Origin of the sequence: Gemmiger formicilis, assembly GCF_016901605.1 — a bacterium.
GTDB classification, from domain to species: Bacteria; Bacillota; Clostridia; order Oscillospirales; family Ruminococcaceae; genus Gemmiger; species Gemmiger formicilis_B.
In genome coordinates this window covers 1-12,972 of sequence record NZ_JACJKP010000073.1, presented here as the reverse complement: position 1 = coordinate 12,972, position 12,972 = coordinate 1, and the positions used below count along the sequence as shown (strand labels likewise).

Below are 12,972 nucleotides of genomic sequence, written 5' to 3'. Positions count from 1 at the left end.
GCGTTATGTCCTTCCCCGAGATGGACGCCATGATGTACAAGATCGAGGGCGAGGACCTCTACCTCATCGGCGCCTACCCCTACCCCCAGCCCGGTGCCGGAAGAAACTACATTTCAACGTTATATCGAAACATTTTATGTACCGGAGGAAACCGTCGAAACAACCGTCACCCCCAACGGCTGCACTCTGACCCTGGAGGACAGCCTGGACACCGAACCGGAACTGCTGGTTTACCAAAGCTATCTCTATGAGGCAGAGGGAGATTGGGACCGGCTGGAACCGCTGATGGACGGGGACACTACCCTTGCCCATACCGCCGAACTGACCGCCAAACAGTACCGGGACGGGGAATCAGGTATGGAAAGCCAGACCATCCATGAACTGCATGTGATGACCCGGGAGGAAGTACAGGGGGCCTCGGACTATAGCCGCAGGGAATTACAACAGGTTTTGGCGGATTACGACCTGCAGCAGTGGACGATGGTGGCGGTGGACCTTTCCTGGACTTACACCCCCGAAAAAGAAGCCGCCGGCCCCCAGCTGCCGGAGGGGCGGTATCAGCGGTATTACCTGCTGGGCATACCTTCCGGGGCCGGGGACTGGAAGCTCTACCAGGTATACTGGGAAGATTTTTACCCCCAGAGCTGAAGAATAGCAAAAAAGGCATGGTCCAAAGACCATGCCTTTTTGTTTGGCGTTTCTTTGTCTGCTTTCTTTGCAAAGAAAGCAGGCATCCCACCGATGTACTTACTTTTTGGGAACCAGCAGTTCCTTGCCGCCCATGTAGGGACGCAGCACTTCGGGGATGGTAACGGTGCCGTCGGCCTGGAGATGGTTCTCCAGGAAGGCGATCAGCATACGCGGCGGGGCCACGCAGGTGTTGTTGAGGGTATGGGCCAGCTGGGTCTTGCCGTTTTCGTCCTTGAAGCGGATGTGCAGGCGGCGGGCCTGGGCGTCGCCCAGGTTGGAGCAGCTGCAAACCTCGAAGTACTTCTGCTGACGGGGGCTCCAGGCCTCAATGTCGCAGCTCTTCACCTTCAGGTCGGCCAAATCGCCGGAGCAGCATTCCAGCTGACGCACGGGGATTTCCATGGACTGGAACAGCTCCACCGAGTTGCGCCACAGCTTTTCGTACCAGTTCATGCTGTCCTCGGGCTTGCAGACCACGATCATCTCCTGCTTTTCGAACTGGTGGATGCGGTAGATGCCGCGCTCCTCGATGCCGTGGGCACCCTTCTCCTTGCGGAAGCAGGGGGAGTAGCTGGTCAGGGTCAGGGGCAGCTTGCTGCCGTCCAGGGTCTGGTCAATGAAACGGCCGATCATGGTGTGCTCGGAGGTGCCGATGAGGTAGAGGTCCTCGCCCTCGATCTTGTACATCATGGCGTCCATCTCGGGGAAGGACATAACGCCCTTGACCACGTTGCCGTGCATCATGAAGGGCGGGATCACATAGGTGAAGCCCTTGTCGATCATGAAATCCCGGGCGTAGGCCAGCACAGCCTCGTGCAGGCGGGCGATGTCGCCCAGCAGGTAGTAGAAGCCGTTGCCGGAAACACGGCCGGCGGCATCCAGGTCGATACCCTCAAAGCTTTCCATGATATCCACATGGTAGGGGATGGGGTAGTCGGGCACCTTGGCTTCGCCGAAGCGCTGCACTTCCACGTTGTGGCTGTCGTCGGGACCGATGGGCACGCTGGGGTCGATCATCTGGGGAATGGTGTACATGATCTCCTGGATCTTGGCCTGCAGCTCGGTCTCTTTGGCTTCCAGTTCCTTCAGACGGTTGGCCTGGGCGGTGACCTGCTTCTTCACTTCCTCGGCTTCGGCGGCCTTGCCGGGGTCTTTTTTGGCCTGGCCCATCAGCATGCCGATCTGCTTGGAAAGCTTGTTGCGGTTGGCGCGCAGGTCGCTGGCCTCACCGATGGCGGCGCGGTATTCGGCGTCCAGTGCGATGACCTCATCCACCAGGGGCAGCTTGGCGTCCTGGAACTTTTTGCGGATGTTCTCCTTGACGGCTTCGGGGTTTTCACGGACAAAGCGGATGTCTAACATAACGTTGCACTCCTCTATTTTCAATCAATGGGAATCAGGATTCGGGATCGTACTGGCCCAGCAGGCTGACAAACTTTTGCAGCATTTCGTCGCTGTAAAAGTCGATCTTCAGGCTGCCCTTGCCGTCCTTGTAGTCCACATGGACCTCGCTGCCGGTGACTTCCTTCAGGGCAGCTTCCACTTCCACGGCCCGTTTGGGGCGGTTGAAGGGGTCCGGTTTGGGTTTGGGCGGTTTGGGGGGCTTGGCCATCTTTTTGCAAAGGGCCTCGGTCTGGCGGACGTTGAGCCCTTTGTCGATCACTTCGTCGGCGGCGGCCTGGATCAGTTCCTCACTGGGCAGGCCCAGCAGCACCTTGGCGTGGCCGAAACTGAGGGACCCGTCGCTGACTTTGGCGCGTACCTCCTGGGGCAGGGCCAGCAGACGCAGTGAGTTGGTCACGGCGCTGCGGCTTTTGCCCAGGCGCTTGGCGGCGGTTTCCTGGGTAAGGCCGTATTTTTCGATCAGCTGGCGGCAGCCCTCGGCCACTTCGATGGGGTCCAGGTCCTCCCGCTGGAGGTTTTCGATCAGGGCCAGGGCGGCGGCCTGTTCGTCGGTCACATCCTTGATGAGTACCGGCACATCGGTAAGGCCCGCCAGCCGGGCGGCACGCCAACGGCGCTCGCCCGCAATGATCAGGTACCCGGTGCCCAGCTTTTTGGGCCGCACCGCAATGGGCTGCAAAAGCCCGTTTTCGGTAATGCTGGCCGCCAGACCGGCCAGGGCTTCGTCGTCGAATTTTTTGCGGGGCTGGTCCGGGTCGGGCTCGATCTCCCGCAGGGGCAGGGTGGTTACGCCGGCGTCATCGGCGTCCGTTTCGGGCAGGTCGGCAAACAGACTGTCCAGTCCTTTGCCCAGGCCGCCCAGTTTGCGTTTGGCCATAGATGCCTCCTTCCGGCTTGATGAATGATAAAATCGTCGCTGGCGGCGGACATGTGCCGACGGCAGCGACACCACCAGGGGAATCCAAAGGGCTGCAAAGCCCTGCGCTGCCTGCGGCAGAAGCAGCAGGGCGGAGCAGGGGCAGCGGTCGCAGAGGGCAAGCCCCACCAAGGGGCGCGGACCGATGCGGGTACCGCAACTCGTTAAATAGACGCGTCAGGCATTGCCGTGCGCGGCTGTTGCCCTCTTTGAAGCGCGTAAGCGCGCATTATCGTTCGTTGTTGCTCAAAAATTCCCGGGCCAGTTCCATGTAGGCTTCGCAGCCTTTGCCGCTGGGCTCATAGAAGTTGATGGGCATGCCGAAGCTGGGCGCTTCGCTGAGCCGCACCGACCGGGGAATGACAGCTTTGAATACCTTGTCGCCGTAGTACTTTTTGACCTGGGCCACCACCTGCATGGTCAGGTTCAGCCGGCCGGAATACATGGTAAAGAGTACCCCTTCAATATCCAGATACCGGTTGTACTTTTTGCGCACGGTTTTGAGGGTGTTCATCAGCTCGGTCAGGCCCTCCAGGGCGAAGAACTCGCACTGCAGGGGAATGAGCACCGTATCGCAGGCACACAGACCGTTGACGGTCAGCAGGTCCAGCGACGGCGGGCAGTCGATGAAGATATAATCGTAGAGCGGCACCACGGGGGCCAGCACGGTGCGCAGCCGCATTTCGCGGCGGGGCACACTGACCAGTTCCACGGCGGCACCGGCCAGCTGGGTGTTGGACGGCAGCAGATCGGCGTTGTACTCGGTTTTGACAATGGCATCCCGCACATCGTCATCGTCGATCAGGCAGGTGTAGACGTCGGCATCCAGCTTGTTTTTGGCCACGCCGTACCCCGAAGTGGAGTTTCCCTGGGGGTCCAGGTCCACGACCAGGACCCGTTTGCCCAGGGCCGCCACGCAGGCGCTCAGGTTGACGGCGGTGGTGGTTTTGCCCACGCCGCCTTTCTGGTTTGCTACCGCGATGACTTTTGCCACGGCGTTTCCTCCTGTTTTTTGCAAAAATCGGTCCCCAAAGGGGGTCCACGACCTATTATAGCACAGGTTGGGTGGTTAAAAAAGGGGGCGGGCACAAAAAATCCCCCCGGAATGTTCCACGTGGAACATTTGGGGGGGAGGTTTGATGGGAAAATAATGAAATGGGCGGGTCCTTGCGTGATGGGTAGTCAGCTGTCGGGAGAGGGCTTGACCCCGCCTGTGGCATCCTGCGGGCAGGATGAAGTTACTCCTGGATGGCCTTTTCTTTGGTTCTTTGTTTGGAGTTTCTTTGGTTCTTTCTTTGCAAAGAAAGAACCGTCCCTTTGTTACAGCAGCTGCACCGCAAAACTTTCCCCGTCGTCGGCGGTGTCTGTGTTCGATACCCGGGCAGCGGCGGGCACAGCCGGAACCTCGGTGCCGGGCGCCGGGGCAGGGGTGCTTTGCGCCGGACCCGGGGCGGCCGGGACGGCGGCAGCGGGGGAGACTGCCGCCGATGCCACCGGCACACCGGCGGGGGAAACCGGTGTGCCGGGCATCACCCGGCCATCGCTGCCTACCGGGATGCGCACAATGTACTCCAGGCATCCGTCCCGCTTGTCACAGCTGGTGGTGGCGGCAATGCCTTTCTGGGTCATCAGGTCCACGGCGTGCTGCAGGGTGTTTACAAAAAAGCGCACGTCCCGCACCATGGGTATGGTCTTGCGGCAGGGGCTGGGCCCTTTGGGGGCGGCCAGCATGCTGTCCACCAGTTTGTCGGCCTGGCGCACGCTCAGTTTGTCCCGGGCAATTTTGTCCAGCGCGGCGGTGCGGCGGTTCTCCGGCAGACGCAGCACCGCCCGGGCGTGCCGTTCGCTCAAATGATTGGCGGTGCAAAGGTCCTGCTGTTCGGGGGTCAGGGTCAGCAGACGCAGCTTGTTGGCCAGGGCGGGCTGGCTCAATCCCAGGCGGCGGGCCGCTTCGGCCTGGGTGCAGCCCCACAGCCGGATCACCTCTTTGATGCCCCGGGCGGTATCAAAGGGGTCCAGCTGGCTGCGCTGCAAATTCTCCAGCAATCCCAGCGCCGCCGATTCACTGTCGTCATAGTCGGCCAGGATGGCGGGGATCTTTTCCAGTTTGGCCAGGCGGCAGGCACGCAGCCGCCGCTCCCCGGCCACCAGCTGATATTTGCGCAGCCCCACCCGCCGCACGCTGACCGGCTGCAGCAGCCCGTTCTGCAAAATGCTCACCGCCAGGGCGGCAATCTCCGGTTCGTCAAAGGCGGTGCGAGCCTGGTAGGGGGACGGTTCTATGCTTTCGATGGGCAGCATCAGCACCCGGCCGGTTTTTTGGGTTTCTTTTTTGGACACAATGATTTCCTCCCTCTGCGGGTATCTGCAAATAAAAAATGCTATGCTTTTGTAGAAAGCATAGCATACGGCAGGAAAAAGAGGAACAAAAATCGTTCGCCCTGATGTTGACTTTTTCGCGGTGTTACAGCGGTTTTTTTGCGATTTTTCCGCCGTTCCGGGGGTAAACCGTCGGAGTCTGCGATATTTTTTTGCATACCACCAGCCCCCGGGCGCTGCCGTCGGGCAGGGTAAAGGTGCGGGTCCCGGCATACTGGCCGCCCAGCTTTTTCAGGGCGTTGGCCGCGGCCTTGGCTTCGGCGTCCGCTTCGGGGCCTTTCAGGGCAATGAACCGTCCGCCCGGTTTGACCAGCGGCAGGCAGTATTCGCACAGCACCGGCAGGGCGGCTACCGCCCGGGCGCAGGCCACGTCAAACTGTTCCCGCCAGACCTTGCGGGCGGCTTCCTCGGCCCGTTCCTTGGCAAACTCCACGCCGGTCAGTCCCAGTTCGGCGCAAAGGTACTTGAGAAAATCCACCCGCTTGCCGGTGGGTTCCATCAGGGTCAGTTCCAGGTCGGGCTTGTAGATCTTGGCCACCACACCGGGGAACCCCGCGCCGGTGCCCACGTCCACCACCTTGCCCGTCACTTCGGGCTGGGCGGCAAAAAGCAGGCTGTCGGCAAAGTGGCGGTCCTCGATGCCCTCGGGGGTGGTGATGGCCGTCAGGTTCACTTTCTGGTTGTAATCCACCAGAATTTCTGCGTAGCGGTCCAGCAGGTCCAGCTGGGCGGGGGAGAGAGCAATGTTCCACGTGGAACATTTTTGTGCCAGGCGTTCTTGATCGATCATGGAGTATCCTCTTTCTGTTCGGTGCGCTGTTTCAGCAAAACGATGCTCAGCTGGGAAAGGTCGCTGGGGGAGACCCCCGGGATGCGCCCGGCCTGGGCCAGCGTCCGGGGACGGATCTTGCACAGCTTTTCCCGCGCTTCCAGGGTCATGGTTTCAATGGGGGAATAGTCGAAATCCTCGGGGATGGTTACGTTCTCGTGGCGCTGAATGTCCCGGATGATCCGCTCCTCCCGGGCAATGTACCCGGCGTAACGGATCTCGGTTTCGATGCGCTGGGCCATGGCGGGGGTGACGCCCTCGCCCCGGCCGATGACCGCCGCAATGCGTTCGTAGGTGATGGCCGGGCGGCGCATCAGTTCCAGGGCGGTACCGCCGCTTTCGCCCAGTTCGGTGCCCTCGGGCACCACCGCCCGCAGGTCGGCCAGTTTGATGTGGGCGTTGCCCAGCCGTTTCAGTTCCGCCTGTTTCAGGTCCCGGTCGTGGCAGAATACCGCCCAGCGGGCATCGTCCACCAGACCGTATTCCCGGCCGATGGGGGTCAGCCGCTCGTCGGCGTTGTCCTGCCGCAGAGAAAGACGGTACTCGCTGCGGCTGGTCATCATGCGGTAGGGGTCCATGACGCCCTTGGTGACCAGGTCATCCACCAGGGTGCCCAGATAGCTGGTATGCCGGGCCAGCACCAGTTCGGATTTGCCCAAAGCGTGGCGGGCGGCGTTGAGCCCTGCCAGCAATCCCTGGGCGGCGGCTTCCTCATACCCGGAAGTGCCGTTGAACTGGCCCGCGCCGTAAATGCCCGCCACCACTTTGCTTTCCAGAGTAGGTTTCAGGGTGGTGGGGTCCACGCAGTCGTATTCGATGGCGTAGGCGGGGCGCATGATCTCCAGATGTTCAAAGCCGCGGATGGTGCGGTACATGGCATTCTGCACCGCTTCCGGCAGGCTGGAGGAAAGCCCCTGCAGGTACATTTCCTCGGTGTCCTCGCCGCAGGGCTCCACAAAGACGGGGTGGCGTTCCTTCTCCTTGAAGCGCACCACCTTGTCCTCAATGGAAGGGCAGTACCGGGGCCCCACGCCCTGAATATCTCCGCCGTAAAGGGGAGAGCGGTGCAGGTTTTCCAGAATGACCTTGTGGGTGTCGGGGTTGGTGTAGGCGATGTAGCAGTCCACCTTGTTGTGCATGGGTTCCCGGCTCAAAAAGCTGAAAGGCTGCAGCAGTTCGTCGGGGTCGCCGGGCTGACATTCCAGCTTGGAGAAGTCGATGCTGCGCCGGTGTACCCGGGCGGGGGTGCCGGTCTTGAACCGGCGCAGGGTGAACCCGTGCCCCACCAGAGATTTGGTCAGTTCGGTGGCTGCGTGGGTACCGTCGGGGCCGCCGTCGTAGTGGGCCTCGCCCACAAAGATGCGCCCGCCCAGGGTGGTGCCGGTGGCAACGACACAGGCCTTGCAGCCGTAGTAGCCGCCCAGCGCCGTGAGGATGCCCACGATCTTGCCGTCCTGCACATCCACGCCCACCACCTCGGCCTGGTGAATGTCCAGATTCTCGGTCTTTTCCAGGGCGTGTTTCATCCACATGTGGTACCGCTTGCGGTCGGTCTGCACCCGCAGGCTGTGCACGGCGGGACCTTTGCCCCGGTTGAGCATCCGGCTCTGCAAAAAGGTGGCGTCCGCCCCCAGGCCCATCAGGCCGCCCAGGGCGTCCACCTCCCGCACCAGATGCCCCTTGGCCGTGCCGCCGATGGACGGGTTGCAGGGCATGTTGCCGATAAAGTCCAGTGTCAGGGTGAACACGGCGGTTTTGGCGCCCAGCACCGCCGCCGCATGGGCGGCTTCGATGCCCGCGTGGCCCGCGCCCACCACGATCACGTCATAGTTTCCCAAAATATCCATAAATCAAATTTCCCTCTATTTGCATTCGGGGCGGGTCATCCCCGCTCCGGTAAAATCCCCTCGGTCACTACCTGATACCGGTGGTAGTCGTCGGGGTCCACCAGTACCGGCAGGGTGGTGCGCTGGCCCAAAAAGGGCTCCGGGTCAAACCAGATGCCGTCACTCTCAAACACATAGACCTTGCCGTCCAGGGGGTTCACCGCCTGGCACTGGATGACCAGCGGGCAGCGGCCGTTCACCCGCACCCGGGTGTCGTACTGTACGCCGATGATGTCCGCTTCCATGCGGCGGCCGTTTTCCGCCAGCCAGGCACGGTCCCGGCGACGGCGAGAGACCGCAGCCAGAAATGCCAGGCCCAGGACAAAAAAGATGATGCCGGGCACGGCCACCAGTCCCAGCAGCGGTTCCCGCAGCATCAGGACCAGGGTGGCCGCCAGGGTGCCGATGAACAGACCCACAACGGTGAATACGATGCCCAGGATCAGCAGAACTTTGTGCATGGTCGGTTCCTTTCTTTACTTGCCCACACAGAAGGTTTCAAATACTTCGTCGATGGTGGCATCGGCGGCGTCCTCGCCGGTCAGGTCACACAGGGCCTGCAGGGCGTCGGTCAGGCAGACCGCCACCGCGTCCAGACCAAAGCCGTCCCGCTGGGCGTTCAATGCTTCGGTCAGAGCGTCCCGGGCCCGGGTGGCTGCGGCCAACTGCCGGGCGCTGCACAGCTGCCCCGCCCGGGGGTCCAGTTTGGCGGTGCCCAGCAGTTCCGCCACCGCCGCGGTCAGAGGCTGCAGGCTGGCGGCGTCCCTGGCGCACAGGGTCAGTACCTTTTTAAAATAGGGCGCCAGCAGATTCTGGGCTGCCTGGGTGGATTCCGCCAGATCCTGTTTGTTCAGGATGGCCAGCGCCGGGCGGCCCTGGCAGCGGCGGGCAATCTCCAGGTCGGATTCCTCCAGCGGCTGGGCGGCGTCAAATACCGCCAGCACCAGCCCTGCTTCGTCCAGTTTCTTCCAGCTGCGGCGGATGCCCTCGGCCTCGATGGCGTCGCCGTCGGCGCCCACATCCCGCACGCCCGCGGTGTCAAACAGGTTCAGCCGGATCTCCCCCAGCTGCACCGCCTGCTCCACGATGTCCCGGGTGGTGCCTGCCACCGGCGTTACAATAGCCCGGTCAAACCCGGCCAGAAGATTCAAAAGAGTGCTCTTGCCCACGTTGGGGCGGCCCAGCAGTACGCAGTCCACCCCGTGGCGCAAAACCGCCCCGGCGCCGTATCCGGCAATCAGGTCATCCAGCTGGGATTTCTGGGCCAGCAGGGTGCCGGTCAGGGCGGCGTCGGAAAGTTCGGGCACATCCTCCTCGGGGTAATCCACCCAGGCGGTCAGGTGGGCGTTCAGGCTTTGCAGGGCGGCCTGAATCCCCGCAATGCGTTTGGCTAGCCGCCCGTCCAGGGCGGATTTTGCCAGCGCCGCCCCCTGCCGTCCGTTGGCCGCAATCACTTCCATCACGGCCTCGGCCTGGGTCAGCGAAAGTTTGCCGTGTTCCAGGGCGCGGCGGGTAAATTCCCCGGGCCCTGCGGGGGCGGCGCCTGCCAGCAGCAGGGCTTCCAGCAGACCGTCGGCCATGGCGGTGCCGCCGTGGACCGAAAGCTCGATCACATCTTCCCCGGTATAGGAGTGGGGCGCCCGGTAGAACAGCGCCACCGTTTCGTCCATCTCCTCGCCCCGCAGCAGGTAGTGGCCCAGCATAGCCGTATACCCTTTGGCGTCGGCTACCCGACGGCCCTGCCGCACCGGCACAAAGATTTTTTCCACAATGGGATAGGCGTCGGGACCCGATACCCGGATCACCGCAATGCCGCCCTCTCCCGGAGGGGTGGCCAGCGCACAGATGGTCTGTTCCAAACGGTCCATAAAATGCTCCTTGTGTAATCGTATATATATAAAGGTAAGAAGGATGAGTTGAGGAAATCTCCACTTTTGATTCGGGAGTGCCCGAACCCCCGTGACCGAGAATTTTCGGGTTTTTGGTTTGGAGTTTCTTTGCCTACTTTCTTTGCAAAGAAAGTAGGTGCAAAGAAAGTAGGGCTTACAAATCCCCTGCCGTGAGCAGCTTGGCCCGCAGGTTGGCGGCCGGGGGCTGGCCAGGCGCGCTGGCCGCCGACAGGGTTCCGAAGGTGGCCGCGCTGCCGAAAGCCCCGCCGCAATACCGGGTGGCCGCGCCGTCCCGCCCCATGCTCATGGTGATGAGCCATGCCTCGGGGCGCTGGTCGTGGACTTCCGCCGTGGCCAGCAGCAGGTTGGCGGCATCCGCCCGGTTGTGGGGCATCACTGCCAGTTTGGCTATGTCCGCCCCGGCGTCCAGCATGCCGTGCAACGCTTCGGTCATGGCGTGGCGGTCCGGGGTGCCGTCAAAGTGATGCTCGCTGAACAGCGCCGCTGCCCCGGCCCGCTTGGCTGCGTCCCGCAGGGTGCGTACTGTGGCCGCGTCGGTGCGCCACTCAATGTCCAGGGCGTCCACGCCGCCCTGCTGCAAAAGGGCCAGCCCCGCATCCCGGTAAGTGCCCGGGTCCAGGGCGGCCTCTCCCCCCTCCCGCGCGGTGCGGATGGTCACGATCAGCGGTTTTTGCAGCTGTGCCCGCACCATGGCCAGGGCGGACAGCCAGTCGCCTTCCCGCAGCGGGTCCAGCCGCAGTTCCGCCAGGTCGGCTTCGGGGGCGGCCTGGGCCGCTTTGGCCTGGGCTTCCAACTCTGCCAGATTGCGGGCAAAAAGCGGCACGATGATGCGGGGCGTTTCGGGGTTCAGATTCAGCATGCAACAGGCTCCTTTGTCGTACAGACGGCTTTTTGTTGTATTGTACCACAATTTAAAAAAACTGTAAATTCGCCGCATCCCGCTTGTTCTTTGCCCGCCGGCGCGCTACAATGAAAAGGAAACCAAGGAGGCTTTGGTATGGATAATTTTGTGATGCCGCAAAGCACGGCCCTGCTGTTGGAGGGCGGTTCGCTGCGCGGTTTGTATACGGCGGGCGCACTGGATACCCTGATGGAACGGGAAATCTACTTCCCTGCGGTGGCGGGGGTCAGCGCGGGTGCGCTCAACGCCGTCAACTATGTGGCACACCAGCCGGGGCGTTCGGCCAGCATCAATCTGCGCTATCGCAAGGACCCGCGGTATTTCGGCCCGATGGCGGCTTTTTATGGGGGCAGCCTGTTCGGGCTGAACTTCATGCTCAAGGACCTGTCCCAGTCCATTCCCTTTGACTTCGATACCTTTTATCATGGCAGCCAGCGGATGGTGGCGGTAGCCACCTGCGTGCAGACCGGTAAACCGGCCTATTTTGAAAAAGGAAAAACCGACTTCGATTTCTTTGAGTCCGTCCGGGCTTCGGCCAGCCTGCCGCTGGTATCGGTGCCGGTGCGGCTGGGCAAGTTCAGCTACCTGGACGGCGGCTGTTCCTGCCCCATTCCCCTGCACTGGGCCCAGACCGAAGGTTTTGAAAAAACGGTCATCATCACCACCCGGCAAAAAGGGTTCCGCAAGACCCCGCCCAGCCAGCGGATGATCAACCTGTACGATGACTTCTATGGCCGCAACGCCCTGTTCATGGCGACGCTGCTCACCCAGGAGGTGCGCTACAACGCCCTGATGGAAGAGATCGACGCCCTGGAAGAAGCGGGCAAGATCTTTGTACTGCGCCCCGCGGACCCGGTGGACATCAGCCGGTTTGAGAAGGATACCGACAAACTGCTGAACCTTTACAACCGCGGCCGCCGCGAAATGCGGGAACAACTGGACGCCCTGGAAGCGTACCTGCAAAAATAAACAAAAGCCAGACACCGAAAATCCGGTGTCTGGCTTTTGTTGTGGTGTATCACTGCTGGTTGGTTTGGGCGACTTCCGGGGAATCCTGCAGGCAGTCGGCCAAAAAGTCGGTCACGGCCTTTTCGTAGGCGGGAATGTCCACGTAGTAGGCCACCGCATGGCCGGCGCCGGGAATGGTCACCAGCTTTTTGCGGCCGGCGCAGGCTTCGTAGTTTTCCCGGCTCATGTCGCAGGGCACAAAGTCATCGGCTTCGCCGTGAATGAACAGGATGGGAATGTTGGTCTTGGCCACGGCCTGGCGGCAGTCGGCGTCCTCGGGGTCAAACCGGCCGAAAACCAGGGTGCCCAGGCGGCCCACTGTGTAGATGGGGCCGATGGGCAGATGAGAATTGGTCTGGGCCAGCACCTTGCGGCAGATGTCGTGGGGGCTGGTGTAACCGCAGTCCGCAATGATGCCTCGCACGGTGTCGGGCAGGTCCAGGCCGCTGGCCATCAAGACGGTGGAAGCACCCATGGATACCCCCATCAGGAAAAGAGGCGTTTCGGGCCCGAAGTGTTTGTACGCCCAGTAGGCCCAGGCGCGGCAGTCGTACCGCTCCTTTACGCCCATGGTAATGGTGTGTCCCCCGCTGGCGCCGTGGCTGCGCTGGTCAGGCAGCAATACATTGTAGCCCAGGCGCTTGCACAGGGTGTAGCCGCCCATGCCGTCCCGCCGTGCAAAGCCCTTGTACCCGTGGAAGATGATGGCCACCGGTGCGCCGTCCGCGTGGTGGTAATACCGCCCGGCCAAAAGGGTACCGTCGTCCGCCGTGATCTGCACCGCTTCATAGGACGCCGCCGCCAGAGCGTCGGCGTCTTTCTTCATCTGTTCCCCGTAGGGCAGCGTTTTGGAAAGTTCTTCGGCTTTGATGTCCTCGGGCTGGGCCGCGTGGTAAAACCACAGCCGATAAATGCCGTAGGCGGCCCCCAGCACCGAGGCCGCCGCAGCGGCGGTGGCTGCCGCCCCCGCCGCGACCAGATGACTCTTTTTCATAAGTAAGCACCTCTTTTGGAGCAAAACAAGTTTTTTATACACATAGTATAGCAAA

12 protein-coding genes are annotated in these 12,972 nt (G+C 62.0%); 2 read left to right on the top strand and 10 right to left on the bottom strand.

The window, feature by feature from the left end:
- Nucleotides 1-93 precede the first annotated feature (93 nt).
- On the top strand, nt 94-648 hold the full coding sequence (locus tag H6B10_RS07455) for a hypothetical protein (protein ID WP_204651012.1): 555 nt from the start codon (nt 94-96) through the stop codon (nt 646-648).
- A gap of 99 nt (nt 649-747) precedes the next feature.
- Here the strand turns inward: H6B10_RS07455 and serS are convergent, their stop codons facing one another.
- The 9 genes from serS to aroD form a co-directional block, all read right to left on the bottom strand.
- Nucleotides 748-2,052 (bottom strand): serine--tRNA ligase, encoded by a 1,305-nt coding sequence (gene serS, locus H6B10_RS07450; RefSeq protein WP_204651011.1) that lies wholly within the window; start codon nt 2,050-2,052, stop codon nt 748-750.
- A gap of 34 nt (nt 2,053-2,086) precedes the next feature.
- Entirely contained in the window at nt 2,087-2,971 is an 885-nt protein-coding gene (locus tag H6B10_RS07445; protein WP_204651010.1) for a ParB/RepB/Spo0J family partition protein, read from the bottom strand.
- A 268-nt stretch (nt 2,972-3,239) separates the two neighbouring features.
- The gene (locus H6B10_RS07440; protein WP_204651009.1) at nt 3,240-4,004 is read right to left on the bottom strand and encodes a ParA family protein; all 765 of its coding nucleotides are present in this window, start codon (nt 4,002-4,004) and stop codon (nt 3,240-3,242) included.
- Between the two features lie 326 nt (nt 4,005-4,330).
- Nucleotides 4,331-5,350 carry a ParB/RepB/Spo0J family partition protein gene (locus H6B10_RS07435; protein WP_204651008.1) on the bottom strand — a complete coding sequence of 340 codons (1,020 nt, stop codon included), beginning with the start codon at nt 5,348-5,350 and terminating at the stop codon, nt 4,331-4,333.
- 124 nt (nt 5,351-5,474) lie between these two features.
- Nucleotides 5,475-6,179: a 16S rRNA (guanine(527)-N(7))-methyltransferase RsmG gene (rsmG, locus tag H6B10_RS07430; protein ID WP_204651007.1), complete on the bottom strand. Its 705-nt coding sequence runs from the start codon at nt 6,177-6,179 to the stop codon at nt 5,475-5,477.
- Nucleotides 6,176-8,065 carry a tRNA uridine-5-carboxymethylaminomethyl(34) synthesis enzyme MnmG gene (mnmG, locus tag H6B10_RS07425; protein ID WP_204651006.1) on the bottom strand — a complete coding sequence of 630 codons (1,890 nt, stop codon included), beginning with the start codon at nt 8,063-8,065 and terminating at the stop codon, nt 6,176-6,178. Before mnmG ends, rsmG begins: the two co-directional genes overlap by 4 nt.
- Nucleotides 8,066-8,100: 35 nt before the next feature.
- The gene (locus H6B10_RS07420) at nt 8,101-8,565 is read right to left on the bottom strand and encodes a hypothetical protein (protein WP_204651005.1); all 465 of its coding nucleotides are present in this window, start codon (nt 8,563-8,565) and stop codon (nt 8,101-8,103) included.
- Nucleotides 8,566-8,580: 15 nt separating this feature from the next.
- Nucleotides 8,581-9,972, bottom strand: coding sequence for a tRNA uridine-5-carboxymethylaminomethyl(34) synthesis GTPase MnmE (mnmE, locus tag H6B10_RS07415; protein WP_204651004.1), 1,392 nt, complete (start codon nt 9,970-9,972; stop codon nt 8,581-8,583).
- A gap of 175 nt (nt 9,973-10,147) precedes the next feature.
- The gene (aroD, locus tag H6B10_RS07410; protein ID WP_204651003.1) at nt 10,148-10,873 is read right to left on the bottom strand and encodes a type I 3-dehydroquinate dehydratase; all 726 of its coding nucleotides are present in this window, start codon (nt 10,871-10,873) and stop codon (nt 10,148-10,150) included.
- Between the two features lie 138 nt (nt 10,874-11,011).
- Between aroD and H6B10_RS07405 the strand changes: the two genes are divergently transcribed.
- Nucleotides 11,012-11,884, top strand: coding sequence for a patatin-like phospholipase family protein (locus H6B10_RS07405; protein ID WP_204651002.1), 873 nt, complete (start codon nt 11,012-11,014; stop codon nt 11,882-11,884).
- Between the two features lie 49 nt (nt 11,885-11,933).
- Here H6B10_RS07405 and H6B10_RS07400 read toward each other — a convergent pair whose 3' ends face one another.
- A complete protein-coding gene (locus H6B10_RS07400; RefSeq protein WP_204651001.1) occupies nt 11,934-12,917 on the bottom strand; it encodes an alpha/beta hydrolase in 984 nt (327 codons plus the stop codon).
- Nucleotides 12,918-12,972 lie beyond the last annotated feature (55 nt).